Consider the following 26,304-nt stretch of genomic DNA (forward strand, 5'->3'; position numbering starts at 1 on the left):
GCCCCCGCAACACCCCCCTCCCCCGTACCGTCCTGCTCCCCCGTGACACGCCACGCCCCCGTGACGCCCCCCGACCTCGCACCCCCCCCGTTGTGCCGGGGTACGTCCGTGGCCGGGGCCGCCGGGCGGACCGGGCGGAGGGTCAGCTCCAGCTGGCGTGCAGCGGCTTGCCCTCGGCGTAGCCGGCGGCGGACTGGACACCGACGACGGCCTTCTCCGCGAACTCGTCCAGCGAGCCGGCACCCGCATAGGTGCAGGAGGAGCGGACACCCGCGATGATCGAGTCGATCAGGTCCTCGACGCCCGGGCGCTGCGGGTCGAGGAACATGCGGGAGGTGGAGATGCCCTCCTCGAACAGCGCCTTGCGGGCGCGGTCGTAGGCGGACTCCTCCGAGGTGCGGTTGCGGACGGCCCGCGCCGAGGCCATGCCGAACGACTCCTTGTACAGGCGGCCGTCGGCGGCCTGCTGGAGGTCGCCCGGGGACTCGTAGGTGCCGGCGAACCAGGAGCCGATCATCACGTTGGACGCGCCGGCGGCCAGGGCCATCGCCACGTCGCGCGGGTGGCGGACGCCGCCGTCGGCCCACACGTGCTTGCCGTACTTCTTCGCCTCGGCTGCGCACTCCAGGACCGCGGAGAACTGCGGGCGGCCCACGCCGGTCATCATGCGGGTGGTGCACATGGCGCCGGGGCCCACACCGACCTTGATGATGTCGGCGCCGGCGTCGACGAGGTCCTTGACGCCCTCGGCGGCGACGATGTTGCCGGCGACGATCGGGACCTGCGGGTCCAGGGCGCGCACGGCCTTGATCGCGTTGATCATCGACTCCTGGTGGCCGTGGGCCGTGTCGATGACGAGGGTGTCCACGCCGGCGTCGAGGAGCTGCTTGGCCTTGCCGACGTAGTCGCCGTTGATGCCGATCGCGGCGGCGATGCGCAGCCGCCCGGCGGCGTCGGTGGCCGGCGTGTAGAGGGTCGCGCGCAGGGCGCCCTTGCGGGTCAGGATGCCGACGAGGCGGCCGTCGGCGTCGACGGCGGGGGCCAGCTTGCGGTGGCCGGCGTCGAGCTTGTTGAAGGCCTCGCGGGCGTCGATGCCGGCGTCGATGAGCAGCAGCTCCCTCGACATGACCTCGGAGAGCTGGGTGAAGCGGTCCACACCGGTCAGGTCGTGGTCGGTGACCACGCCGATCGGCCGGCTGTCGGCGTCGACGACGACACCGGCGCCGTGGGCGCGCTTGGGCAGCAGGGAGAGCGCGTCGGCGACGGTCTGGGAGGGCGCCAGCGTGATCGGGGTGTCGAGCACGAGGTGGCGGGTCTTGACCCAGGAGATGACGTCGGTGACGACCTCGATCGGGATGTCCTGGGGGATGACCACGAGGCCGCCCCGGCGGGCGACGGTCTCCGCCATGCGGCGGCCGGCGATCGCGGTCATGTTCGCGACGACGAGCGGAATGGTGGTGCCGGTGCCGTCGGGCGACGAGAGGTCCACGCCCTGGCGGGAGCCGACCGCGGAGCGGCTCGGCACCATGAATACGTCGTCGTACGTCAGGTCGTACGGCGGCTTCAGGTCATTGAGGAAACGCACGTGCAGAACATCCCAGTCGAGTCGGAGGATCCCGTCCTACCCAGGAAGGGCAGCCGAGGAAACGCACGTACTTCATTCTCCCACGGCAGGGCGCGAAAGCCGCCCCGGCTGATCGTCCAGGACATACCGGGCCTGCTGGTCGGTTCCTACCAGGGGGCGGTCAGGGCCCGCCGTCCTGCGATCCAGGGGTCCCGTCGCTTGCCCCGGAGGGGCCCGCGGATGCAACGTTGATTACATGATTACAGCCGAACAGAGCGAGCAGCTCCGCACCTGGTTCGCCGACCGCCTCCCGGCCGGCGTCTACGCGTCCGTGGTCGAGGTGGTGGCCGACCGCGAGGAGATCACCGTCGTCGGCACCCTCCCCGCCGGCGAGTCACCGGAGGCGTTCCGCGAACGCACCCGCGAACAGCGCATGGAAGTCGCCCGCGAGGCGGAGGAGCTCTACCGCCGGAAGGTCGCCTGGGGCGTCCGCTCCGGTGCGGAGCGCATCCTCTTCACCCACCTCGCCGTCCCCGTCATGACGCGGCTGCGCCAGCCGGAGCGGCAGGTCCTCGACACCCTCGTCGAGGGAGGGGTGGCCCGCAGCCGGGCCGACGCCCTCGCCTGGTGCGTCCGCCTCGTCGGCCGCAACACGGACGCCTGGCTCACCGAACTCCGCGACTCCCTGGCGAAGGTCCGCGAGGTCCGCGAGGCGGGCCCGGACCGCGAGGAGCCGGCCGGCGGGGAGGGCTCACGGAACGGGAGGGAGGAGGGGGAGGAACCGGATCAGGCCTGACGGGGGAGGCTGACCGGCCGCGCCGAAACCGGGATCCGCATCAGGGCCGGGTGTCGGGCGCGCCCGCGGGCCGCGGCACCGGGCCGTCGTCGAGGACCACGTCCAGCAGCGCCCCGCCGCCCGGCTCCCGCCCGCGCGCCACGGCCTCCTCCAGCACCTCGCGGAGCGTCTCCCACTCCCCCGGGTGCGCAGCCGCCCAGCCGCGCCAGGACGTCACCGCGATCAGCCGCCCCGGCGCCTCCGGCAGCCACGACAGGTCCCCCAGCGCGTCGGCCAGCGCGTCCCAGTTCCGCCCGAACCAGTGCGGCAGCGCCAGCGCCTCCTCCCAGCGCCGCATCAGTTCCGCCTTGCCGCGTACGCCGTCCAGGTCCACCCGTACGGTCGCCCAGCCGGCCTCCTCGGCGGCGGCCACCGCCGGTGCCAGCGGTCGCGGATGCAGGGTCATCGGAGAACCGCCTTGAAGGAGTCGTAGTGGTCGTCCGTGTAGTAGAACTCGCCGCCGCTCCCCGTCACGATCCGCCGGGCGCCGCGGTCGCGCTCCCCCGGGGTGGGCACCGTGTACTCGTGGTAGTAGCCGCGCCTCTGCCGGGGCAGGACCCTCTCGAAGTTCCCGAACACCGTCCCGTCCTGCCGGTACGGGTACGGCCCGCCCCTGTCGATGAGGGCCAGCACCTCGCGCGCCTGCGGGGGCAGCTCGTCGGCCCGTACGGTCGCCATGCCCTGCACCCACGCCGGGGCCGACGCCGACGGCCGCTGCGACGGCAGCGCGCCCTGCGCGGACCCGGACGAGCCGCACCCGGCCACCGCGACCAGGGCGACGACCAGGAACACCGCCCCGAGCACGCGCGGCAGCAGCCGGGACACGTTCCTCGCGATCATGACCCGATCGTGCCAAAGATCCGTTTCGGGGGCGAATCGCCCGCCGGGGGGCGCCGGATCAGTCGTCCGGGTCGGCCCGGTCCAGCGCCGGCCGCAGGCCCGGCTCCGACTCGGTCAGCAGGTAGTCCGCCACCGCGGTGTCCGTGACCAGGCTCGTCACCAGGCCCGACCGCAGGACCGCGCCGATCGCGGCCGCCTTGCGCAGGCCGCCCGCGATCGCGACCACCTCGGGGATCCTGCGCAGCCGGTCCGCCTCGACGGTGATGCAGCGCTCGCCGAGATCGCGGCCGACCCGGCGGCCGTCCTTGTCGAAGAGGTGCGCCGACATCTCGGCCGCCACGCCGAGGGAGGCGTAGTGGGCGCGCTCCTCGTCGGTCAGCATGTCGTGCACCGTGGAAATGCCCGGCTCCCAGGAGCCGATCGACACGGCCGCGACGGTGACCTTGTCGAAGTAGTCGAAGGCGCGCGCGATCCCCGTCTGGTTGCGCAGCGCGGCCGCCGTCGCCGGGTCGGGCAGCAGCATCGGCGCGTAGATCGGGTGCGCGTCGCCGCCGGACACCTGGGCCGCACGGCGCACGGCCTCCACGGAGCCCCGCTCGGCCGTCCCGGCGTCGTACACACCGGTCAGCTGCACGACGGTGCACTGCGGCAGCCGGTGCAGCGAGGCCGCCATGTGGATGGTCGACCGGCCCCAGGCCAGGCCCAGCACGTCGCCCTCGCTGACGAGCTCGCCCAGCAGGTCGGCCGCGACCGCGCCCAGGTTCTCCGGGTCGGGCGCGTCCTCGGTCGTGTCCGCCGGGGACTCGACGACGACGGCGTGCCGCAGCCCGTACCGGGCGCGGAGCGCGTCGGAGCGCTCCGCGTCCAGTTCGGCCGGCACCCGGATCTCGATCCGCACGAGGTCGCGCTCGAGGGCCGTCTCCAGGACCCGGGCCACCTTGAAGCGGCTCACGCCGAACTCCTCGGCGATCTGGATCTTGGACTTGCCCTCCAGGTAGAAGCGGCGGGCCATGGCCGCCGCCTGCACCAGCTCCGCGGGTCCCATCCGCAGGGCTGACCGTCCCGCCGACATTGCCGACACCGCGTTCTCCTCACTGCTGTTCACACTCTCGACTCGCCGTTCATCCTGTCAGATCCGGCGGCCGTTGATCAGCCTGGACGGCTCCCGTTCACCGAGCCGTCCACCAACCCTTGCCTCAGTGGTCGCATACCCAGGGCGCCGCCGCGATCGCGACGTCCGCCTGCTCGCGCAGGGTACGTACGGCGGCTGCCGGATCGACCGCCCCGTAGACCGCGCTGCCGGCCACGAACACGTCGGCCCCGGCCTCCGCGCACCGCTCGATGGTGGTGGCCGAGACACCCCCGTCGACCTGCAGCCAGATGTCCAGCCCGTGCTTGGCGATCAGCTCCCGGGTCCGGCGGATCTTCGGCAGCATGATGTCGAGGAACGGCTGGCCGCCGAACCCCGGCTCGACCGTCATGATCAGCAGCATGTCCAGCTCGGGGAGGATGTCCTCGTACTGCTCGATCGGCGTCGCCGGCTTGAGCGCCATGGCCGCACGGGCGCCCTTGGCCCGGATCTCCCGCGCGAGGCGCACCGGCGCGGCCGCCGCCTCGGCGTGGAACGTGATCGAGCCGGCCCCGGCCTCCACGTACTGCGGCGCCCAGCGGTCCGGGTTCTCGATCATCAAGTGCAGGTCGAGCGGGATGTCCGTGGCCCGGCTGAGCGACTCGACGACAGGCACGCCGAGGGTCAGGTTCGGGACGAAGTGGTTGTCCATGACGTCGACGTGCAACCAGTCGGCACCCTCGACCGCCTTCGCCTCCTCGGCGAGGCGGGCGAAGTCGGCGGACAGGATGCTGGGAGAAATCTGAGCGGCCATGCCCCAAGCCTGCCATGCCGCCGCTGCCTTCCGGCCACGACCCCGCACCCCGGCGACCCGGCCCGCCCGGCACCGGCGATGCGCGGCGGTGGCGGGGGGCGGGAGGGGTCGGCCGCAGGCGGCGGGACGCAGGTGAGGCGGGAGCCCCGAGGGCCGGCCTCCCCTACCCCACCCTCCGCAGCAGCGCCAGGTACATCGCGTCCGTCCCGTGCAGGTGCGGCCACAGTTGGACGTCGGGACCGTCGCCCAGGGCGGGGACGCCGGGGAGGTACGGGCGCGCGTCGATCAGTTCCGCGGCCGGCGGCTCTGCTGCGGCGCCGCGGCCCTTCAGGACGTCGTCCACGACGACACGGGTTTCGGCCAGGTGCGGCGAGCAGGTCGCGTAGCCGACGACGCCTCCGACGCGGACCGCGGACAGGGCCTCCCGGAGCAGCGCGCGCTGGAGCGGGGCGAAGCCCTCGATGTCCTGCGGACGGCGGCGCCAGCGGGCCTCGGGGCGGCGGCGCAGGGCGCCGAGCCCCGAGCAGGGCACGTCCATCAGGACTCGGTCGAAGGAGCCGGGGAGCCAGGCGGGGCGAGTGCCGTCGGCGGTGATGACCTGGTAGGGGCCGGGGTTGCCGTGGAGGGCGCGTTCGACGAGCCGGGCACGGTGCGGCTGCTTCTCGGAGGCCAGCAGGAAGGCCCCGCGCTCGGCGGCCAGGGCGGCCAGGAGGGCGGCCTTGCCGCCCGGGCCCGCGCAGCCGTCGAGCCAGCGCTCGTCGCTGCCTTCGACGGGGACGGCGGCGAGGGCCATCGCCACGAGCTGGCTGCCTTCGTCCTGGACTCCGGCGCGCCCCTCGCGCACCGCGTCCAGCGCGCCGGGCTCGCCGCCCTCGGCCATCCGGACGGCGTACGGCGACCAGCGCCCCGGCAGGGCGGCGTCCTCGCCGACGGCGGCGACGAGTTCCTGCGTCGTCGACCGGCCGGGCCTCGCCACGAGGGTGACCTCGGGCCGCTCGTTGTCGGCCTCCAGCAGGTCCTCGATGCCGGCGCGACCGCCGCCGAGGGCGTCCCACAGGGCGCTGACGACCCAGCGGGGGTGGGAGTGGTGGACGGCGAGGTGTTCCTCGGCGTCCTCCTCGTACGGCGGGGCCACGCGCTCCAGCCAGGCGTCCAGGTCGTGCGCGGCGATCCGGCGCAGGACCGCGTTGACGAACTTGGCGCGGCCGTCGCCCAGCACGACACGGGCGAGTTCGACGGTCGCCGAGACGGCGGCGTGGGTGGGGATGCGGGTGCCGAGGAGCTGGTGGGCGCCGAGGGAGAGCACGTCGAGGACGGGCGGGTCGACCTCGCGCAGCGGGCGGTCGATGCAGGCGCTGATGACGGCGTCGTAGGTGCCCTGGCGGCGGAGCGTGCCGTAGACGAGTTCGGTGGCCAGGGCGGCGTCGCGGGCGTCGAAGTCCCCGTTCTCGCGGGCCTTGCGCAGCAGCGGCGGCAGGACGAGGTTCGCGTACGCGTCCCGCTCGTCGACGGCCCGCAGCGCCTCGAAGGCCAGGATCCGGACCGGGTCCTTCTTGGGCCGGCGGTACGGCTTGGGCTGCTTGCCGCCGGGGGCGGCGGGACGGCGGCGGGGCTGTTCGCTCACGGGAAAGGTGCTCCGGATGTATGGGAGTGCGTACGGGAACTTGCTGGAGGGACGAACGCGTGTCGACCGGGTCGAAAGGGGCCGGACCGGCCGGCTTCTGCCAGCCTACGTCGGCCCCTGCGGGCCGGCCCTGCCGCAGGGGGAAGGGCGCGGAGGGCGGGGCCTAGCCCAGCCGCTCGCCCGCCGTGATGCGGACGCCGCGGGCCCAGTCGGCACCGCGCATCGGCTTCTTGCCCTGCGGCTGCACCCACAGCAGCTCGGCGGCGTGGGAGCCGGTGCCGACGTACACGTTGTTCTTGGCGGCGGCGAGTTCGCCCGGGGCGAGGTCGGTGCGGTCGGGCAGCAGGCCGAGGGAGACGACCTTGAGCCGTTCGCCGCGGAACACGGTCCAGGCGCCGGGTGCGGGGGTGCAGCCGCGGACGACGCGGTCGGCGCGCATGGCGGGGGCCGACCAGTCGATGCGGGCGTCCTCGACGGTGATCTTGGGGGCGTGGGAGACGCCGTCGGCGGCCTGGGCGACGGCGCGCAGGGTGCCGTCCTCGATGCCGTCCATGGTGGCGGCGAGCAGCCCGGCGCCGGCGAAGGCGAGGCGGGTCAGCAGGTCGCCGCTGGTGTCGGTGGGGCGGATCTCCTCGGTGAGGACGCCGAAGACGGGGCCCGTGTCGAGGCCTTCCTCGATGCGGAAGGTGGAGGCGCCGGTGACCTGGTCGCCGGCCATGATGGAGTGCTGGACGGGGGCTGCGCCGCGCCAGGCGGGCAGCAGGGAGAAGTGCAGGTTGACCCAGCCGTGGCGGGGGATGTCGAGGGCGCTCTTGGGGAGGAGGGCGCCGTAGGCGACGACGGGGCAGCAGTCGGGGGCGATCTCGCGGAGCCGGGCCTGGAAGTCGGGGTCGCGGGGGCGGGCCGGCTTGAGGACCTCGATGCCGGCTTCCTCGGCGCGTTCGGCGACCGGGCTGGCGACGAGGCGGCGGCCGCGGCCGGCCGGTGCGTCGGGCCGGGTGACGACGGCGGCGACCTCGTGGCGCCCGGAGGCGATCAGGGCGTCCAGGGCGGGGACGGCGACCTCGGGGGTGCCGGCGAAGACGAGCTTCACTGGGGTCCTACCTCGATATCTCGGCTGTCAGCAGCGCACCAGTCTATGGGGCGGGGGTGCGGCGGGGCCGCGCCGGGCCGTCTCGTCGGCCCCATCAGCCCCACCAGGGGGCGGGCCGCACATGCGCGCGCCTCTCGCATATGCCGACACGCCCCCGAGGCGTGACTTCCTCGACCGGTGGCGCGTTGGTCAAGAGAGATTGACCGAAACCGGGCCGCGTTCAGAACGGTGTCTGCGGCCCGATCCGCTCTTCAGCACCGGTTCGAGAGGCTTCTTCATGGCCGACCACGCCACCCACGACGCCCAAGCACGGGCCAGCCTGCATCTCCTGGTCCGGGACATCGAGCGGGTCCGCCGGCAGGTGGACGCTCTGCGTACGCTCACCGCCCAGCTCGGCAACGTGTACCGCCCGCGCCGCTCCGGTCCGTCGACGGGCTTCGTCGTCTACGGCCGGGCTCCGGCGCCGACCGTCCGCCTCGCCCAGGAGCTGCGGGACAGCGTCGAGACGCTGGTGACCGCCGCCGTGGACTTCGACCGCTCGCTCGGCTTCTCGTGGGATGCGGTCGGCTCGGCGCTCGGCGTCACCAAGCAGGCCGTGCACCGGCGGTACGGGGCCCGGCGGGCGCAGGCCGCCGAGGCGGCGGAGCCGCTGGCCGAGGGGACGGCGACGCGGACCCTCAACCCGCTGCCGACGGTACCGGCGGCGCGGTCGGTGCCGCCGCAGCCGGTGCGCGAGGAGTCGCAGGCCGCGGCGGGTGCCCGGCCGGCCGCGTTCCCCGGGCCGCGGAACGGCTGACCGCCCGTCCGGCCGCCGGGACGCCGACCCCCGTCGGCCGGCCGGGCCGCCAAGGCCGCGGCCGGGCACACCCCCGGTGGGACGACTTTCCGGTCGTCCCACCGGGGGTTTTCTGCGCCCCGGGCCCCGCTCAGCCGATGTCCGGCGGATCGATCCGCACCCGGATCGCGTCGCCGGCGGGGACCCCGCGGGCGAGGCGGGCCGCCTGCGCGGCCTTGAGCGCGGCGGCCAGGGCGGCCCCGCTGCCGGGCGGGACGCGGATCAGCACCCGCTCCCCCGGGGAGGGCGCGCCGCGCCGCCCGGGCAGCGGTACGGGGCCCAGTACCTCGGCGTCGGACGGCAGTTCGGCGGTGTCCAGGAACGCCTCCAGGGCTTCTCCGCGGCCGGCGACGGCCGCCATCCGGGAGACCGGGGGGAAGCCGAGCTGGGCCCGTTCGGCGAGTTCCCGGGCGGCGTGCCCGGCGGGGTCCCAGCGGACGAGGGCCTGGACGGGGCGCAGCGTCGGCTCCGCCACGACGACGACCTGCCCGCCGGCCCGTACGAGGGAGGCGGCGCTGATCCAGCGGCGCAGGGCGTCCTCCCCGGCGCGGAGGTCGGGGCGGGTCAGCATGGCCCAGCCGTCGAGGAGGAGCGCGGCGGCGTACCCGGCCCCCGCCGCTACGGGTTCGGCGCCGGGGGTGGAGACGACGAGGGCGGGCCGGTCGGGGACCTCGTCCAGGACGTGGTCGCGGCCGGAGGTGCGGACGGGGACGGCGGGGAAGGCCCGGCCGAGTTCCTCGGCGGTGCGGCGGGCGCCGACGACCTGGGCGCGCAGCCGGAAGGAGCCGCACTCCTCGCAGTGCCAGGCGGTTTCGCCGCGGCCGCACCAGCCGCACTGGAGGTCGCGGGCGTCGGGCGCCTCCAGCGGGCCGGCGCAGGCCCGGCAGCGGGCGGGCATACGGCAGCGTTCGCAGGCCAGGCGGGGGGCGTAGCCGCGGCGGGGCACCTGGACGAGGACGGGCCCGGTCTTCAGGCCGTCGCGGACGGTCTCCCAGGCGAGGCTGGGCAGGCGGGCGGCGCGGGCGGCCTCGTCGCGGGCGAGGAGTTCGTCGCCGACGGTGCGGATGCGGGGGGCGCAGGCGCGGACGGTGTCGCGGTCGGCGGCCAGGGGACGCGCCCAGCCGGAGGCGACGAGCTGGGCGGCCTCCACGGTGCAGCCGGTGCCGCCGGCGAGGAATCCGCAGCCCTCGCTGACGGAGCGCAGTTCGAGGACTTCCCGGACGTGCGGGAAGGGCGCGCGGTCCTCGCTGTGGCCGGAGTCCCCGTCGTCCCAGACGGCGACGAGTCCGAGGTCGCGTACCGGGGCGAACATGGCGGCGCGGGTGCCGATGACGGCGCGTACGGAGCCGCGGTGGACGGCGAGCCACTGCCGGTAGCGCTTCTCCGGCCCGGATTCGGCGGTGAGGGTGGCGTGCCGGCCCTCGCCGAGGAGTGCGGTGAGGGCCGCGTCGACGCGGGAGGCGGTGCGCCCGTCGGGCAGGACGGCGAGGGCACCGCGGCCGGAGGCGAGGGTGGCGGCGATGGCGCGGGCGAGTTCGTCGGCCCAGCCGGGGCCGGGGAGGGCGGTCCAGACGGCGCGCGGGGTGCCGCCCGCGGCGAGGGAGCGCAGGAAGGCCGGTCCGGCGGCGTAGCGGGTCCAGCCTCCGGGTTCGGGGACGGGCGGCGGGGGCAGCGGCGGCGGTGAGGGCTTGGATTCGGCTCGGGCGTTGCGCGGGGGCAGGGCGAGCTGGAGGACGTCGGCGAGGCTGCCGGCATAGCGGTCGGCCACGGCGCGCGCGAGGGCGAGCAGCGCGGGGGTGAGGACGACCTCGGGGGACACGACGTGGGCGAGGGCGGCCAGGGCCCCGTGGTAGTCGGTGTCGGCGCGGCGCTCGACGATGAACCCGTCGATGAGGCGGCCGCCCTCGCGGCGGCCGCCGTGGACGTGGTGCGAGCCCGCGCCGAAGCGGACGCGGACGCGGACGCCCGGTCGGGCCGCCTCGGAGAGCTCCTCGGGGACGGCGTAGTCCCACAGCTGGTCGAGGTGGAGGACGCCCTTGTTGACGAGGACGCGGGCGACGGGGAGGTCCTTGGCGAGGGCTGCGCCCCGCCAGGTGCGCGGCTTGGCCTTGGGTGCCTTGGCCTTCGCCTCGGCGACCATCTCCCGGATGAGGGCGAGCTGCTCGGGCGGGCCGCCGGGACGGCTGTCCCCGGGCCCGTGTCGGGACTCGTTCTCGCTGCTCACACCGCATTCTTACCAAAGCACGCCGACAGTGGCGGATGCCCGCCGGGCCCCGCCTCCGGGGGCGGGACGCGGGAGGGCCCCGGACCTCGCGGTCCGGGGTCCTCCCGTCGTGTGCTGCGCCGTCCCTCGGGCCGGCGGCGGCCGTCCTACAGGCCGGCGGCGGCGCGCAGGGCGTCGACGCGGTCGGTGCGCTCCCAGGTGAAGTCCGGCAGCTCGCGGCCGAAGTGGCCGTAGGCGGCGGTCTGGGCGTAGATCGGGCGGAGCAGGTCGAGGTCGCGGATGATCGCGGCCGGGCGGAGGTCGAAGACCTCGGCGATGGCGTCCTCGATCTTCGCGGTGTCGATCTTGGCGGTGCCGAAGGTCTCGACGAACAGGCCGACGGGCTCGGCCTTGCCGATCGCGTACGCGACCTGGACCTCGCAGCGGGAGGCGAAGCCGGCCGCGACGACGTTCTTGGCGACCCAGCGCATCGCGTAGGCGGCGGAGCGGTCGACCTTCGACGGGTCCTTGCCGGAGAAGGCGCCGCCGCCGTGGCGGGCCATGCCGCCGTACGTGTCGATGATGATCTTGCGGCCGGTGAGGCCGGCGTCGCCCATCGGGCCGCCGATCTCGAAGCGGCCGGTGGGGTTCACCAGCAGGCGGTAGCCGTCGGTGTCGAGCTTGATGCCGTCCTCGACGAGCTCCTTCAGGACGTGCTCGACGACGAACTCGCGGATGTCGGGAGCGAGCAGCGAGTCGAGGTCGATGTCCGAGGCGTGCTGCGAGGAGACGACGACCGTGTCGAGGCGGACGGCCTTGTCGCCGTCGTACTCGATGGTGACCTGGGTCTTGCCGTCGGGGCGCAGGTAGGGGATGGTCCCGTTCTTGCGGACCTCGGACAGGCGGCGGGAGAGCCGGTGCGCGAGGTGGATCGGGAGCGGCATCAGCTCGGGCGTCTCGTCGCACGCGTAGCCGAACATCAGGCCCTGGTCGCCGGCGCCCTGCTTGTCGAGCTCGTCCTCGTCGCCCTCGACGCGCTTCTCGTAGGCGGTGTCGACGCCCTGCGCGATGTCCGGGGACTGCGCGCCGATGGACACCGACACGCCGCAGGAGGCGCCGTCGAAGCCCTTCTTCGAGGAGTCGTAGCCGATCTCGAGGATCTTGTCGCGGACGAGCTGGGCGATCGGCGCGTACGCCTTCGTCGTCACCTCGCCGGCGATGTGGACGAGACCGGTCGTGATGAGCGTCTCCACGGCCACGCGCGAGGTCGGGTCCTCGGTGAGGAGCGCGTCGAGGATCGTGTCGCTGATCTGGTCAGCGATCTTGTCGGGGTGGCCCTCGGTGACGGACTCCGAGGTGAACAGGCGGCGGGACACATCGCTCCCTGGGGTTGCAGCGGCTGCTGGCTGATCGTTTGGCGGAACGATACCGGGGGCTGCGCCCGGACGCGTTCCGAATGCAGTTTATCGGTCGCCACCGGTCGCAGGACCACCCGTCTCGCCCTCTGGGAGGCGTGTGACCTGCGACACCCCATTCTGGACCACGGCTCGGGCGGAGGCCGGGCGGCGCGGCTCAGGCGAGTCGCGCGGCGACCTGGTCCCAGACGATGTCCGCCAGGGCTTCCTTCGGACCGTAGGGCACGGGCAGTTCGGCTCCGTCGGAGGCGAGGATCACCGCCTCGTTCTCCTCTGATCCGAAGGTCTTGTCCTCTCCGACCTCGTTGACGACGAGGAGGTCGCAGCCCTTGCGGCGGAGCTTGGCGCGGCCGTTGGCGAGGACGTCGTCGGTCTCGGCGGCGAAGCCGACGACGACCTGCCCGCCGCGGGCGCGGTCGGCGGAGACCTCGGCGAGGACGTCGGGGTTGCGGACGAGGGCGACGGGGGCGGGCTCCCGGCCCTCCTGCTTCTTGATCTTCCCGGTGGCGTACTCGGCCGGCCGGAAGTCGGCCACGGCCGCTGCCATGACCACGGCGTCGGCGTCGGCGGCCGCCTTCAGGACGGCCTCGCGCAGCTGGACGGCGGTGCCGACGCGGACGACGTCCGCCCCGGCCGGGTCCGGCAGCGCGGTGTTCGCGGCGACGAGCGTGACCCGGGCGCCGCGCGCGACGGCGGTGCGGGCCAGGGCGTAGCCCTGCTTGCCGGAGGAGCGGTTGCCGAGGAAGCGGACGGGGTCCAGGGGCTCGCGGGTGCCGCCGGCGCTGATCACGACGTGGCGCCCGGCGAGGTCGGCCTCGGCGGTGCCGCGGGCGAGGACGGCCCGGCACACCTCGAAGATCTCCTCGGGGTCGGGCAGCCGGCCCTTGCCGGTGTCCTTGCCGGTCAGGCGGCCGACTGCGGGCTCGATCACGACCGCGCCGCGGCGGCGCAGGGTGGCCACGTTCTCCCGGGTCGCCGGGTGCTCCCACATCTCGGTGTGCATCGCGGGGGCGAAGACCACGGGGCAGCGCGCGGTGAGCAGGGTGTTGGTGAGCAGGTCGTCGGCGAGGCCGTGGGCGGCCTTGGCCAGCATGTCGGCGGTGGCGGGGGCGACGACGACGAGGTCGGCTGCCTGGCCGATGCGCACGTGCGGCACCTCGTGGACGGTCTCCCACACCTCGGTGCCGGCCGGGTGCCCGGAGAGGGCCGCCCAGGTGGCCTCGCCCACGAAGTTCAGGGCCGAGGCGGTGGGCACCACGCGCACGTCGTGCCCGGACTCGGTCAGCCGCCGCAGCAGCTCGCACGCCTTGTAGGCGGCGATGCCGCCGCTGACTCCGAGCACGACCTTCGGATTGCCCACCACACTCGCCCTTCCGGCTGCTGTCACCGGCCGCGGCGTCCCCGGCCGCGGCACACCTGCCTATGACACACCACAGGCCCGGCAGTCGTGCTGCCGGGCCTGTGGCGCAAGGATTCCTCGGTGCCCTACTGGACCGGGGCCTCGATGGCCTCGGAGGTCAGCAGGCCCGCGTTGATCTCGCGCAGCGCGATCGAAAGCGGCTTCTCGTGGACGTGGGTGTCCACCAGCGGGCCGACGTACTCGAGCAGGCCCTCACCGAGCTGCGAGTAGTACGCGTTGATCTGACGCGCGCGCTTGGCCGCGTAGATCACGAGGCTGTACTTCGAGTCCGTGGCCTCGAGCAGCTCGTCGATCGGCGGGTTGATGATGCCCTCGGGCGCAGTGATGGAAGAGGACACGCTCTACCTTCCGAAGATGGATGAAAGTTCAGATGTCCAGCGGTGCGCACACCGGTGGACGATCACACAACGTCCATCAAGGCTAGCAGCTCACGCGCCACGTCCTCGACGGAGGTGTTGACCAGGGTGGTGTCGAACTCGGATTCGGCGGCCAGCTCGACCCGGGCCGCCGCCAGGCGGCGCTCGATGACCTCGGCGGACTCGGTGCCCCGGCCGGTGAGCCGGCGGACCAGCTCTTCCCAGCTCGGCGGCGCCAGGAAGACCAGCTGGGCCTCCGGCATCGACTCGCGGACCAGGCGGGCGCCCTGGAGGTCGATCTCCAGGAGGACGGGCTCGCCGTTCTCCAGGCGCTCGACGACCGCGCCGCGCGGGGTGCCGTAGCGGTTGCCCGCGAACTCGGCCCACTCCAGCAGCTCGCCGTTGGCGATCAGCTTGTCGAACTCGTCGTCGCCGACGAAGAAGTAGTGGACTCCGTGTCGCTCACCGGGCCGCGGCTTGCGGGTGGTGGCCGACACCGAGAGCCATACCTCGGGGTGGACCTTGCGCATATGCGCGACGACCGTGCTCTTGCCGACCCCTGAAGGGCCGGAGAGCACGGTCAGCCGCGGACGAACCTCTGCTGCCATAGAGCGATTATCCAGGTTCCCGGGACTGCCCGGTAACGCCGGAGGCACTCCGGGCGGCACGTCAGCCGGCAGGGGTGCCGAACTCACGCTCCAGCGAGGCGATCTGGTTGGAGCCGAGACCTCGGACACGCCGGGACTCGGAGATGCCGAGGCGCTCCATGATCTGCTTGGCGCGGACCTTGCCGACGCCGGGCAGGGACTCCAGCAGGGCGGAGACCTTCATCTTGCCGATGACGTCGTTCTCCTGGCCCGTCTTGATGACCTCTTGGAGCGAGGCGCCGGAGTGCTTGAGTCGATTCTTCACCTCGGCCCGCTCCCGGCGAGCCGCGGCGGCCTTTTCGAGCGCGGCTGCGCGCTGTTCAGGGGTAAGGGGCGGAAGAGCCACGCCTACGTCACCTCGGATGTCGAACTGTCGGATACGGACCGGTGGGAGCCCGTGGGACGCCACACCAGGCGAATGCCCGAACAGCGGTGGAACTGGTTCGCTGCTCGTTCACTCTGGTCGGAGACTAGCGGCCAAGGCCGCTCCAGTCAGCGAGAACGGACGAAAAGTCCTGGTCAGCCTCCACTGAACCGTACATCACGGACAAACCGCCCTGGATTTGTCCGGTGAAGGACGTTCGAATCTCGTCAGATTTCGTCAGACCGTACGACGAGCGGGTCAGGCGGAGACGGCCCCGCGGATCTCGTCGGCGAACCGCTCCGCGGCTCCGCGCAGCGCGGCGGCGTCCGGCCCGTGCCGGAGCACGCCGCGCGAGACGTTCGGCACGACGTTGCGCACGGCCGCGCCGAAGACGCGGGGCAGGTCGGCGGCGGTCGCTCCCTGCGCGCCGATGCCGGGGGCCAGCAGCGGGCCGTTGATGTCCAGGTCGAAGGAGGACAGGTCGCCGAGGGTGGCGCCCACGACCGCCCCGAAGGAGCCCATGGGGGACGCGCCGGCGTTCTCGGCGGCCAGGTGGGCCAGCATGGTCGCGCCGACGGTCCGGCCGTCCTCGCGGACCGCCCGCTGGACCTCGGCGCCCTCGGGGTTCGAGGTGAGCGCGAGGACGAACAGGCCGGCGCCCGAGGCACGGGCCAGCTCGACGGCGGGGGCGAGGGAGCCGTAGCCCAGGTACGGGGAGACCGTCAGGGCGTCGGAGAACAGCGGCGAGTCCTCGCGGAGGAAGGTCTCGGCGTAGGCGGCCATGGTGGAGCCGATGTCGCCGCGCTTGGCGTCCATGACGACGAGGGCGCCGGCCGCGCGGGCGTCGGCGACGGTCCGCTCCAGGACCGCCACGCCTCGGGAGCCGAAGCGCTCGAAGAAGGCGGCCTGCGGCTTGAAGACGGCGACCGTGTCCGCGAGTGCCTCGACCACCGTGCGGGAGAACCGCTCCAGCCCGGCGACGTCGTCGTCCAGCCCCCAGGAGGCCAGCAGGGAGGCGTGCGGGTCGATGCCGACGCAGAGGGGCCCGCGCTCGTCCATGGCGGAGCGCAGGCGGGTGCCGAAGGAGGGGGTCACTGGGCGGCCTTTCGGGTCTCGGCGCCGACGGCCTCGGCGAGGGTGGCGTACGGGCTGGCGGCGAGGCGGGCGGCCAGGCCCTTGTGGATGGCGCGGGCGTAGAACGGGCCCTCGTAGATGAACGCGCTGTACCCCTGGATGAGGGTGGCGCCGGCCAGGATGCGCTGCCAGGCGTCCTCGGCGTTCTCGATGCCCCCCACGCCGACGAGGACCAGGCGGTCGCCCACGCGGGCGTACAGGCGGCGCAGGACCTCCAGGGAGCGCTGCTTGACGGGGGCGCCGGAGAGGCCGCCGGCCTCCTTGACCAGGGCCGGGTCGGACTTCAGGCCGAGGCCCTCGCGGGCGATGGTGGTGTTGGTGGCGATGATGCCGTCCAGGCCGAGCTCCAGGGCGAGGTCCGCGACGGCGTCCACGTCCTCGTCCGCGAGGTCGGGCGCGATCTTGACCAGGAGGGGGACGCGGCGGTCGGGGACGCTGCGGTCGGCGGCCTCGCGGACGGCGGCGAGCAGCGGGCGCAGGGACTCGGTGGCCTGGAGGTTGCGCAGGCCGGGGGTGTTCGGGGAGGAGACGTTGACGACGAGGTAGTCGGCGTGCCGGGCCAGGCGCTCTGTGGAGGCGACGTAGTCCGCGACGGCCTCCTCCTCAGGCACGGCCTTGGTCTTGCCGATGTTGACGCCGACGACGGTCCTGAAGACCGCCTTGCGGGCCGCCAGACGGGCCGCCACGGCCTCGGAGCCGTCGTTGTTGAAGCCCATGCGGTTGATCAGCGCGCGGTCCGGGACGAGGCGGAACAGCCGCTTCCTGGGGTTGCCGGGCTGTGCCTGGGCGGTGACGGTGCCGATCTCGACGTGGTCGAAGCCGAGCATGGACATGCCGTCAATGGCGACGGCGTTCTTGTCGAAGCCGGCCGCGAGGCCGAAGGGGCCGTGCATGCGCAGGCCGAGGGCCTCGGTGCGCAGCTCCTTGTGGCGGGGGGCCAGGGCGGCCGCGGCGAAGGTCCGCACGACGGGGGTGCGGGCGGCGAGGCGGATCCAGCGGAAGGCCAGGTGGTGGGCCGCCTCGGGGTCCATCCGCTTGAAGACCAGGTTGAAGAAGAGCTTGTACATGCTTCGGGGGTTCCCTTGTGCGCTCATGGAGAGGGGGACACCTTCGCGCGGTCGCGCTCGTGGTGTCCCCCTCGTCCGGACGGGCTGCTAGTCGCGGGCCGCGGTCAGGTGCTCGGCGTGCTCCTGGAGGGAGCGGACGCCGACCTCGCCGTGTCCGAGCGCCTCGATGCCCTGCACGGCCGCGGCGAGCGCCTGGACCGTGGTCAGGCACGGGACGCCGCGGGCCACGGCGGCGGTGCGGATCTCGTAGCCGTCGAGGCGGCCGCCGGTGCCGTACGGGGTGTTGACGATCAGGTCGACCTGGCCGTCGTGGATGAGCTGGACGATGGTCTTCTCGCCGCCGGGGCCCTCGCCCTCGCTGAGCTTGCGCACGACGGTGGCGTTGATGCCGTTGCGGCGCAGGACCTCGGCGGTGCCGGAGGTGGCGAGCAGCTCGAAGCCGTGGGCGACGAGCTCGCGCGCCGGGAAGATCATCGAGCGCTTGTCGCGGTTGGCGACGGAGATGAACGCGCGGCCCTTGGTGGGCAGCGGGCCGTAGGCGCCGGCCTGCGACTTGGCGTACGCCGTGCCGAAGACCGAGTCGATGCCCATGACCTCGCCGGTGGAGCGCATCTCCGGGCCGAGGACCGTGTCGACGCCGCGGCCGTGGATGTCGCGGAAGCGCGACCACGGCATGACGGCCTCCTTGACGGAGATCGGCGCGTCGAGCGGCAGGGTGCCGCCGTCGCCGGTCTTCGGCAGCAGGCCCTCGGCGCGCAGCTCGGCAATGGTCGCGCCGAGCGAGATGCGGGCGGCGGCCTTCGCGAGCGGGACGGCCGTGGCCTTCGAGGTGAAGGGGACGGTGCGGGAGGCGCGCGGGTTGGCCTCCAGGACGTAGAGGATGTCCCCGGCCATCGCGAACTGGATGTTGATCAGGCCGCGGACGCCGACGCCCTTGGCGATGGCCTCGGTGGAGGCGCGCAGGCGCTTGATGTCGAAGCCGCCGAGGGTGATCGGGGGCAGGGCGCAGGCCGAGTCGCCGGAGTGGATGCCGGCCTCCTCGATGTGCTCCATGACGCCGCCGAGGTAGAGTTCCTCGCCGTCGTAGAGGGCGTCGACGTCGATCTCGATGGCGTCGTCGAGGAAGCGGTCGACCAGCACGGGGCGGGTCGGGGAGATCTCGGTGGACTCGGCGATGTACGCCTCCAGGCGCGCCTCGTCGTAGACGATCTCCATGCCGCGGCCGCCGAGCACGTAGGACGGGCGGACGAGGACGGGGTAGCCGATCTCGTCGGCGATGGCCTTGGCCCCGGCGAACGTGGTGGCGGTGCCGTGCTTGGGGGCGGGCAGGCCGGCCTCGGCGAGCACGCGGCCGAAGGCGCCGCGGTCCTCAGCGGCGTGGATGGCCTCCGGGGAGGTGCCGACGACGGGCACGCCGTTGTCCTTCAGGGCCTGGGAGAGGCCGAGGGGGGTCTGGCCGCCGAGCTGGACGACGACGCCGGCGATCGGGCCGGCGAGGGACTCGGCGTGGACGATCTCCAGCACGTCTTCGAGGGTGAGGGGCTCGAAGTACAGGCGGTCGGAGGTGTCGTAGTCGGTGGAGACGGTCTCCGGGTTGCAGTTGACCATCACGGTCTCGTAGCCGGCGTCGCTGAGGGCGAAGGAGGCGTGGACGCAGGAGTAGTCGAACTCGATGCCCTGGCCGATGCGGTTCGGGCCGGAGCCCAGGATGATCACCGCGGGCTTCTCGCGCGGCGCGACCTCGGTCTCCTCGTCGTAGGAGGAGTAGAAGTACGGGGTCTTGGCGGCGAACTCGGCGGCGCAGGTGTCGACCGTCTTGTAGACGGGGCGGACCCCGAGGGCGTGGCGCACCTCGCGGACGACGTCCTCGCGCAGGCCGCGGATCTCGGCGATCTGGGCGTCGGAGAAGCCGTGCCGCTTGGCCTCGGCGAGGAGCTCGGGGTCGAGCTTCTCGGCGGCGGCGAGCTCGTCGGCGATCTCCTTGATCAGGAACAGCTGGTCGACGAACCACGGGTCGATCTTCGTGGACTCGAACACCTCCTCCTGGGTGGCGCCGGCGCGGATGGCCTGCATGACGGTGTTGATGCGGCCGTCGGTGGGGCGGACCGCCAGGGCCAGCAGCTCGTCCTTGTCGCCGGGCTCGCCGGTGAAGGCGAACTGGGAGCCCTTCTTCTCCAGGGAGCGCAGGGCCTTCTGGAGGGCCTCGGTGAAGTTGCGGCCGATGGCCATGGCCTCGCCGACGGACTTCATGGTGGTGGTGAGGGTGGCGTCGGCCACCGGGAACTTCTCGAAGGCGAAGCGGGGGGCCTTGACGACGACGTAGTCGAGGGTCGGCTCGAAGGAGGCCGGGGTCTTCTCGGTGATGTCGTTGGGGATCTCGTCCAGGGTGTAGCCGACGGCCAGCTTGGCGGCGATCTTGGCGATCGGGAAGCCGGTGGCCTTGGAGGCGAGGGCCGAGGAGCGGGAGACGCGCGGGTTCATCTCGATGACGATGATCCGGCCGTCGTCGGGGTTGACCGCGAACTGGATGTTGCAGCCGCCGGTGTCGACGCCGACCTCGCGGATGATCGCGATGCCGATGTCGCGCAGGCGCTGGTACTCGCGGTCGGTGAGGGTCATCGCGGGGGCGACGGTGATGGAGTCGCCGGTGTGGACGCCCATCGGGTCGAAGTTCTCGATGGAGCAGACGACCACGACGTTGTCGGCCTTGTCGCGCATCAGCTCCAGCTCGTACTCCTTCCAGCCGAGGATGGACTCCTCCAGGAGCACCTCGGTGGTCGGGGAGAGCGTGAGGCCCTGGCCGGCGATGCGGCGCAGCTCCTCCTCGTCGTGGGCGAAGCCGGAGCCGGCGCCGCCCATGGTGAAGGAGGGGCGGACGACGACGGGGTAGCCGCCGAGCGTCTCGACGCCGGCGAGGACCTCGTCCATGGTGTGGCAGATGACCGAGCGGGCGGACTCGCCGTGGCCGATCTTGCGGCGGACCTCCTCGACGACCTCCTTGAACAGGTCGCGGTCCTCGCCCTTGTTGATGGCCTCGACGTTGGCGCCGATGAGCTCGACGTTGTACTTCTCCAGCACCCCCTGCTCGTGCATCGAGATGGCGGTGTTGAGGGCCGTCTGGCCGCCGAGGGTGGGCAGGAGCGCGTCGGGGCGCTCCTTGGCGATGATCTTCTCGACGAACTCGGGGGTGATCGGCTCGACGTAGGTGGCGTCGGCGATCTCCGGGTCGGTCATGATCGTCGCCGGGTTCGAGTTGACGAGGATGACCCGCAGGCCCTCGGCCTTGAGGATGCGGCAGGCCTGGGTGCCGGAGTAGTCGAACTCGGCGGCCTGGCCGATGACGATCGGGCCGGAGCCGATGACCAGGACGGACTGGATATCGGTGCGCTTAGGCACGCTCGGCCTCCATCAGGGCGGTTTCCATCAAAGACGTGAAGCGGTCGAAGAGGTACGCGGCGTCGTGCGGGCCGGCGGCCGCCTCGGGGTGGTACTGGACGCTGAAGGCCGGCTGGTCGAGCAGCTGGAGGCCTTCGACGACGTTGTCGTTCAGGCAGACGTGGGAGACCTCGGCGCGGCCGTAGGGGGTCTCGGAGACCTTGTCGAGGGGCGCGTCGACGGCGAAGCCGTGGTTGTGGGCGGTGACCTCGACCTTGCCGGTGGTGCGGTCCTGGACCGGCTGGTTGATGCCGCGGTGGCCGTACTTCAGCTTGTAGGTGCCGAAGCCGAGGGCGCGGCCGAGGATCTGGTTGCCGAAGCAGATGCCGAAGAGCGGCGTCTTGCGCTCCAGGACGCCCTGCATGACGGAGACCGCGTGGTCGGCGGTGGCCGGGTCGCCGGGGCCGTTCGAGAAGAACACCCCGTCCGGGGAGACCGCGTAGATGTCCTCGACCGTGGCGGTGGCGGGCAGGACGTGCACCTCGATGCCGCGCTCGGCCATGCGGTGCGGGGTCATGCCCTTGATGCCGAGGTCGACGGCGGCGACGGTGAACCGCTTCTCGCCGATGGCGGGGACGACGTAGGGCTCCTTGGTGGCGACCTCGGCGGAGAGGTTCGCGCCCTTCATCTGCGGGGCTTCCTGGACGCGGGCGACCAGGGCCTCGTCGCGGGCGCCCTCGGCGGCGGCGCCGGAGAAGATGCCGACGCGCATGGCGCCGCGCTCGCGGAGGTGCCGGGTGAGGGCGCGGGTGTCGATGCCGCTGATGCCGACGACGCCCTGCGCGGCGAGCTCCTCGTCCAGCGAGCGCTTGGCGCGCCAGTTGGAGGGGACGCGGGCGGGGTCGCGGACGACGTAGCCGGCGACCCAGATGCGGGCGGACTCGGGGTCCTCGTCGTTGACGCCGGTGTTGCCGACGTGCGGGGCGGTCATCACGACGACCTGCCGGTGGTACGACGGGTCGGTGAGGGTCTCCTGGTAGCCGGTCATGCCGGTGGAGAACACGGCCTCGCCGAAGGTCTCCCCCACTGCGCCGTAGGCGCGGCCGCGGAAGATGCGGCCGTCCTCCAGGACGAGTACGGCGGGAGCTTTTGCTGCTCCCCTGGTGGAGGTCGTCATCGTTCGGCGCCTTCCGTCGTGGTGGTGTGGTTCAGGTTCATGGAGGTGATGGCCTCGACCCAGGCGGCGTGCTCCGCCGCCCGGTCGGAGCGGAATCCGGAGTCGATCAGCGTGCCGCCGTGCTCCCAGGTGACGACGAGCAGACCGCCCTCGGTCAGTACCTTGCCCGCGATTCCCTTGTCGAGGCGGGCGCCGCGCAGCTGCGCGGCGGGTACGAAGAAGTCGCCTGCACCCGGACGGACCACTTCGAGGCCCGCGTCGGTGAGGGTGAGCTCGACCCGGCTGCGGACGCCCAGCCCGTGGGCGACGATCCGGTCGAGCCACTGTCCGGCGGTGGTCGACCCGTGGTACCGGCCGGTGAGGGCCAGCCGGTGCTCGGGGAGGCCGTCGGGGGCGGCGGGCAGTTCCGGCAGGCCGCTCTGCAGGGCGCCGCGCCATTTCCAGCCCTGCCGCATCAGCCAGTAGACGAAGGCGATGAAGACGAGCAGACCGATGACCCACGCGATGCGCGCGCCCCAGTCCGTCACCTCCGCCGACTTGCGTTCGGCGGCCTCGGCGGCCAGTTGGATCACTGCAGGTGTCACGCGAGCTTCCCGTCCACGACCGTTGTCCGGCCCCGCAGGAAGGTGTAGGTCACGCGACCCGGCAGCTCGCGGCCCTCGTACGGGGTGTTGCGGCTGCGGGAGGCGAACTGTGCGGGGTCCACGACACCACGGTACGAGGTGTCGACCAGGGTGAGGTTCGCGGGTTCACCTGCCGAGACGGGGCGTCCGTGGCGGTGGGACAGGCCGCCGATGCGGGCGGGCGCGAAGGACATGCGCTCGGCGACTCCGGCCCAGTCGAGGAGGCCGGTCTCGACCATCGTCTGCTGGACGACGGACAGGGCGGTCTCCAGGCCGACCATGCCCATGGCGGCGGCGGCCCACTCGCAGTCCTTGTCCTCGTGCGGATGCGGGGCGTGGTCGGTGGCGACGATGTCGATCGTGCCGTCGGCGAGCGCCTCGCGCAGGGCCGTGACGTCGCGCTCGGTGCGCAGCGGCGGGTTGACCTTGTAGACGGGGTCGTAGGAGCGGACCAGCTCGTCGGTGAGGAGGAGGTGGTGCGGGGTGACCTCGGCGGTGACGTCGATGCCGCGGGACTTGGCCCAGCGGACGATCTCGACGCTGCCGGCGGTGGAGAGGTGGCAGATGTGGACGCGGGAGCCGACGTGCTCGGCGAGGAGGACGTCGCGGGCGATGATCGACTCCTCGGCGACGGCGGGCCAGCCGCCGAGGCCCAGCTCGGCGGAGACGACGCCCTCGTTCATCTGGGCGCCCTCGGTGAGGCGGGGCTCCTGGGCGTGCTGGGCGATGACGCCGCCGAAGGCCTTCACGTACTCCAGGGCGCGGCGCATGATCACGGCGTCGTGGACGCACTTGCCGTCGTCGGAGAAGACGGTGACGCCGGCGGCGGACTCGTGCATGGCGCCGAGCTCGGAGAGCTTCTTGCCCTCCAGGCCGACGGTGACGGCGCCGATGGGCTGCACGTCGCAGTAGCCGGACTCCTTGCCGAGGCGGTAGACCTGCTCGACGACGCCGGCGGTGTCGGCGACGGGGAAGGTGTTCGCCATGGCGAAGACGGCGGTGTAGCCGCCCGAGGCGGCGGCGCGGGTGCCCGTCAGGACGGTCTCGGAGTCCTCGCGGCCGGGCTCGCGCAGGTGGGTGTGGAGGTCGACGAGGCCCGGGAGGAGGACCTGCCCGGCTGCCTCGATGACGGTGGCGCCGTCGGCGGGGAGGTCCGCGCCGACCGCAGCGATGGTCTCGCCGTCGATGAGGACGTCCTGCGCCTCGCCGCCGAGGACCTTCGCACCGCGGATCAGGGTCTTGGACATGGTTACTTGGTCTCCTCGGTGCGGGACGGGGCGGTGACGGCGGGCTGGGAGCCGCCGAGCAGGAGGTAGAGGACGGCCATGCGGACGGAGACGCCGTTGGCGACCTGCTCGACGACGGTGCAGCGGTCGGAGTCGGCGACCTCGGCGGTGATCTCCATGCCGCGGACCATCGGGCCGGGGTGCATCACGATGGCGTGCTCGGGCATCTTCGCCATCCGGGCGGCGTCGAGCCCGTACCGGCGGGAGTACTCGCGCTCGGTGGGGAAGAACGCGGCGTTCATCCGTTCGCGCTGCACACGCAGCATCATGACCGCGTCGGACTTCGGCAGCACCTCGTCGAGGCTGTAGGAGACCTCGCAGGGCCAGGTCTCGACGCCGACGGGGACGAGCGTGGGCGGGGCCACGAGGGTGACCTCGGCGCCGAGCGTGTGCAGCAGGTCGACGTTGGAGCGGGCGACGCGGCTGTGCAGGACGTCGCCGACGAGGGTGATGCGGCGGCCGGCGAGGTCCTTGCCGAGTCCGGCGTCGCGGCCGACGAGGCGGCGGCGCATGGTGAAGGCGTCCAGCAGGGCCTGGGTGGGGTGCTGGTGGGTGCCGTCGCCGGCGTTGATGACGGGGGCGTCGATCCAGCCGGAGTTCGCCAGGCGGTACGGGGCGCCGGAGGCGCCGTGGCGGATGACGACGGCGTCGACGCCCATGGCCTCCAGGGTCTGCGCGGTGTCCTTGAGGGATTCGCCCTTGGAGACGGAGGACCCCTTGGCCGCGAAGTTGATGACGTCCGCGGACAGGCGCTTCTCGGCGGCCTCGAAGGAGATCCGGGTGCGGGTGGAGTCCTCGAAGAAGAGGTTGCAGATCGTGCGGCCGCGCAGGGTGGGCAGCTTCTTGATCGGCCGGTCGGCGACGCGCGCCATCTCCTCGGCGGTGTCGAGGATCAGGACGGCGTCGTCGCGCGTGAGGTCGGCGGCCGAGATGAGGTGGCGCTTCATCTGGGTGCTCCGTGTGTCGAAGGAGGGCAGAGCGGCGGGCGGCGTGCCGGAGGGGTGCGGGGCAGGCCGGAGCGCGGGCCCGTGCGGGGCCCGTCAGGGTGTCGGGCTACTGCCCGGCTTCGGCGTCGGTCCGCTGGCCGAGCAGCACGGCGTCACGGCCGTCCTCCTCCTGGAGCTGGACCTTGACGATCTCCCGGAGGGAGGTCGGGAGGTTCTTGCCGACGTAGTCGGCGCGGATCGGCAGTTCGCGGTGGCCGCGGTCGACGAGGACGGCGAGCTGGACCGCGCGGGGGCGGCCGAGGTCGCCGAGGGCGTCGAGGGCGGCGCGGATGGTGCGGCCGGAGAAGAGGACGTCGTCGACGAGGACGACGAGGCGGCCGTCGATGTCGTCACCGGGGATCTCGGTGCGGCCGATGGCGCGGGCCGGCTTCATCCGCAGGTCGTCGCGGTACATGGTGATGTCGAGGGAGCCGACCGGGATCTTCGCGCCGGTGATCTCTTCGAGTTTGGCGGCCAGCCGGCGGGCGAGGAACACGCCGCGGGTGGGGATGCCGAGGAGCACCACGTCGTCGGCGCCCTTGGCGCGTTCGACGATCTCGTGGGCGATGCGGGTGAGGACCCGCGCGATGTCCTGCGCCTCGAGGACGGGGCGCATGGGCCCGCTCTCGACGGCACCGGCGTTCAAAGCCTGAGCGTCCATGGGAAAAGGACCTCCTTCTCCGCCTCACGGGACGGACCTTAAAGGACGTCTGCACAACGGGGTCCACGGTACCAGTGGTCCGGGCGGGGGCCGAACCGGGGCCGGGCGCGGACCCCCGTCGGCGGGCGGGGGTCGGCATTCGGCTTGACGCACCCAAGTCACGCTGCGTAACCTCACAGTGAGTTACCAGCCGCGCGGCGAGCCGCTCGGAGTCAAGTAGCCACAGCGTCACAGCGTCCGGGAGCGTTATGTCCAGCGAATACGCCAAACAGCTCGGGGCCAAGCTCCGCGCCATCCGCACCCAGCAGGGCCTCTCCCTCCACGGTGTCGAGGAGAAGTCCCAGGGCCGGTGGAAGGCCGTGGTGGTCGGTTCGTACGAGCGCGGGGACCGCGCCGTGACCGTCCAGCGCCTCGCCGAGCTGGCGGACTTCTACGGGGTGCCGGTGCAGGAGCTGCTGCCGGGCACGACGCCCGGCGGGGCGGCCGAGCCCCCGCCGAAGCTGCGCCTGGACCTGGAGCGCCTGGCGGGCGTCCCCGCGGAGAAGGCCGGACCCCTCCAGCGCTACGCGGCGACGATCCAGAGCCAGCGCGGCGACTACAACGGCAAGGTGCTGTCGATCCGCCAGGACGACCTGCGCACCCTGGCCGTCATCTACGACCAGTCGCCCTCGGTCCTGACCGAGCAGCTGATCAGCTGGGGCGTTCTGGACGCGGACGCGCGCCGCGCCGTGGCGCACGAGGACGCGTAGCACCCCGGTCCCCCAGGACCAGCAGAAACGTTACCGGTGCGGGGGGGGGGGGGGGGGGGGGCCCACCCGCCCCCGGTTTTTTCCCTTTCGTTGGGGAGGGTGAGGCCGAAGGGGGAGGCGAGGGTGGTTTTCGGTTTTGTCCCCCCTCCTCTCTTTCTTTGTTTCCC

The 26,304-nt window shown here is 73.0% G+C and carries 24 protein-coding genes; 3 read left to right on the forward strand and 21 right to left on the reverse strand.

The features are described from left to right. Positions 1–142: 142 nt before the first annotated feature. A complete protein-coding gene (locus ACZ462_RS12545; protein ID WP_467803940.1) occupies positions 143–1,591 on the reverse strand; it encodes a GuaB1 family IMP dehydrogenase-related protein in 1,449 nt (482 codons plus the stop codon). Positions 1,592–1,820: 229 nt separating this feature from the next. On the opposite strand from ACZ462_RS12545, the gene ACZ462_RS12550 reads away from it, so the two are divergent. After that, positions 1,821–2,360 carry a hypothetical protein gene (locus ACZ462_RS12550; protein ID WP_467803843.1) on the forward strand — a complete coding sequence of 180 codons (540 nt, stop codon included), beginning with the start codon at positions 1,821–1,823 and terminating at the stop codon, positions 2,358–2,360. Positions 2,361–2,400: 40 nt separating this feature from the next. Here the strand turns inward: ACZ462_RS12550 and ACZ462_RS12555 are convergent, their stop codons facing one another. The 6 genes from ACZ462_RS12555 to fmt all read right to left on the reverse strand — a co-directional run bounded on the left by ACZ462_RS12555 (position 2,401) and on the right by fmt (position 7,839). Then, complete coding sequence (locus ACZ462_RS12555; protein ID WP_467803842.1) at positions 2,401–2,805, reverse strand: barstar family protein; 405 nt, start codon at positions 2,803–2,805, stop codon at positions 2,401–2,403. After that, positions 2,802–3,239: a guanyl-specific ribonuclease gene (locus ACZ462_RS12560; RefSeq protein WP_467803841.1), complete on the reverse strand. Its 438-nt coding sequence runs from the start codon at positions 3,237–3,239 to the stop codon at positions 2,802–2,804. The genes ACZ462_RS12555 and ACZ462_RS12560 overlap by 4 nt, the downstream gene beginning before the upstream one ends. 58 nt (positions 3,240–3,297) lie before the next feature. Further along, the gene (locus ACZ462_RS12565) at positions 3,298–4,311 is read right to left on the reverse strand and encodes a sugar-binding transcriptional regulator (RefSeq protein WP_467803939.1); all 1,014 of its coding nucleotides are present in this window, start codon (positions 4,309–4,311) and stop codon (positions 3,298–3,300) included. Positions 4,312–4,435: 124 nt separating this feature from the next. Beyond that, on the reverse strand, positions 4,436–5,122 hold the full coding sequence (gene rpe / locus ACZ462_RS12570; protein WP_467803840.1) for a ribulose-phosphate 3-epimerase: 687 nt from the start codon (positions 5,120–5,122) through the stop codon (positions 4,436–4,438). Between the two features lie 163 nt (positions 5,123–5,285). Then, complete coding sequence (locus ACZ462_RS12575) at positions 5,286–6,746, reverse strand: RsmB/NOP family class I SAM-dependent RNA methyltransferase (RefSeq protein ID WP_467803838.1); 1,461 nt, start codon at positions 6,744–6,746, stop codon at positions 5,286–5,288. A gap of 163 nt (positions 6,747–6,909) precedes the next feature. Then, positions 6,910–7,839 (reverse strand): methionyl-tRNA formyltransferase, encoded by a 930-nt coding sequence (gene fmt / locus ACZ462_RS12580; RefSeq protein WP_467803837.1) that lies wholly within the window; start codon positions 7,837–7,839, stop codon positions 6,910–6,912. A gap of 277 nt (positions 7,840–8,116) precedes the next feature. On the opposite strand from fmt, the gene ACZ462_RS12585 reads away from it, so the two are divergent. Further along, entirely contained in the window at positions 8,117–8,635 is a 519-nt protein-coding gene (locus tag ACZ462_RS12585; protein WP_125540620.1) for a hypothetical protein, read from the forward strand. Positions 8,636–8,765: 130 nt separating this feature from the next. Here ACZ462_RS12585 and ACZ462_RS12590 read toward each other — a convergent pair whose 3' ends face one another. The 14 genes from ACZ462_RS12590 to pyrR all read right to left on the reverse strand — a co-directional run bounded on the left by ACZ462_RS12590 (position 8,766) and on the right by pyrR (position 25,388). Continuing rightward, complete coding sequence (locus ACZ462_RS12590; protein ID WP_467803835.1) at positions 8,766–10,898, reverse strand: primosomal protein N'; 2,133 nt, start codon at positions 10,896–10,898, stop codon at positions 8,766–8,768. A 146-nt stretch (positions 10,899–11,044) separates the two neighbouring features. After that, positions 11,045–12,253, reverse strand: coding sequence for a methionine adenosyltransferase (gene metK / locus ACZ462_RS12595; protein ID WP_467803833.1), 1,209 nt, complete (start codon positions 12,251–12,253; stop codon positions 11,045–11,047). A gap of 196 nt (positions 12,254–12,449) precedes the next feature. Then, positions 12,450–13,652 carry a bifunctional phosphopantothenoylcysteine decarboxylase/phosphopantothenate--cysteine ligase CoaBC gene (gene coaBC, locus ACZ462_RS12600; protein ID WP_467803832.1) on the reverse strand — a complete coding sequence of 401 codons (1,203 nt, stop codon included), beginning with the start codon at positions 13,650–13,652 and terminating at the stop codon, positions 12,450–12,452. Between the two features lie 125 nt (positions 13,653–13,777). Continuing rightward, a complete protein-coding gene (gene rpoZ, locus ACZ462_RS12605) occupies positions 13,778–14,050 on the reverse strand; it encodes a DNA-directed RNA polymerase subunit omega (protein WP_114056739.1) in 273 nt (90 codons plus the stop codon). A gap of 62 nt (positions 14,051–14,112) precedes the next feature. Then, the gene (gmk, locus tag ACZ462_RS12610) at positions 14,113–14,676 is read right to left on the reverse strand and encodes a guanylate kinase (RefSeq protein WP_467803831.1); all 564 of its coding nucleotides are present in this window, start codon (positions 14,674–14,676) and stop codon (positions 14,113–14,115) included. Between the two features lie 61 nt (positions 14,677–14,737). Further along, entirely contained in the window at positions 14,738–15,061 is a 324-nt protein-coding gene (locus ACZ462_RS12615) for an integration host factor (protein ID WP_008740406.1), read from the reverse strand. Positions 15,062–15,337: 276 nt separating this feature from the next. Continuing rightward, positions 15,338–16,174, reverse strand: a complete 837-nt coding sequence (gene pyrF, locus ACZ462_RS12620; protein WP_467803829.1) for an orotidine-5'-phosphate decarboxylase — start codon at positions 16,172–16,174, stop codon at positions 15,338–15,340. Beyond that, positions 16,171–17,280, reverse strand: coding sequence for a quinone-dependent dihydroorotate dehydrogenase (locus ACZ462_RS12625; protein WP_467803828.1), 1,110 nt, complete (start codon positions 17,278–17,280; stop codon positions 16,171–16,173). The genes pyrF and ACZ462_RS12625 overlap by 4 nt, the downstream gene beginning before the upstream one ends. 87 nt (positions 17,281–17,367) lie before the next feature. Next, a complete protein-coding gene (gene carB, locus ACZ462_RS12630) occupies positions 17,368–20,676 on the reverse strand; it encodes a carbamoyl-phosphate synthase large subunit (RefSeq protein ID WP_467803826.1) in 3,309 nt (1,102 codons plus the stop codon). Further along, a complete protein-coding gene (carA, locus tag ACZ462_RS12635; protein WP_467803825.1) occupies positions 20,669–21,832 on the reverse strand; it encodes a glutamine-hydrolyzing carbamoyl-phosphate synthase small subunit in 1,164 nt (387 codons plus the stop codon). Before carA ends, carB begins: the two co-directional genes overlap by 8 nt. Beyond that, positions 21,829–22,416 (reverse strand): PH-like domain-containing protein, encoded by a 588-nt coding sequence (locus tag ACZ462_RS12640; protein WP_467803823.1) that lies wholly within the window; start codon positions 22,414–22,416, stop codon positions 21,829–21,831. The genes carA and ACZ462_RS12640 overlap by 4 nt, the downstream gene beginning before the upstream one ends. Beyond that, positions 22,413–23,702, reverse strand: a complete 1,290-nt coding sequence (locus ACZ462_RS12645) for a dihydroorotase (protein WP_467803822.1) — start codon at positions 23,700–23,702, stop codon at positions 22,413–22,415. The genes ACZ462_RS12640 and ACZ462_RS12645 overlap by 4 nt, the downstream gene beginning before the upstream one ends. Before the next feature lie 2 nt (positions 23,703–23,704). Continuing rightward, positions 23,705–24,688, reverse strand: coding sequence for an aspartate carbamoyltransferase catalytic subunit (locus ACZ462_RS12650; protein WP_467803821.1), 984 nt, complete (start codon positions 24,686–24,688; stop codon positions 23,705–23,707). Positions 24,689–24,794: 106 nt separating this feature from the next. Then, on the reverse strand, positions 24,795–25,388 hold the full coding sequence (gene pyrR / locus ACZ462_RS12655) for a bifunctional pyr operon transcriptional regulator/uracil phosphoribosyltransferase PyrR (protein WP_467803820.1): 594 nt from the start codon (positions 25,386–25,388) through the stop codon (positions 24,795–24,797). Positions 25,389–25,636: 248 nt separating this feature from the next. Here pyrR and bldD point away from each other — a divergent pair, with 248 nt between their 5' ends. Further along, the gene (gene bldD / locus ACZ462_RS12660) at positions 25,637–26,137 is read left to right on the forward strand and encodes a transcriptional regulator BldD (RefSeq protein ID WP_030841550.1); all 501 of its coding nucleotides are present in this window, start codon (positions 25,637–25,639) and stop codon (positions 26,135–26,137) included. The last annotated feature ends 167 nt before the right edge of the window (positions 26,138–26,304 follow it).

This window comes from Streptomyces sp. NPDC031121 (genome assembly GCF_055570615.1).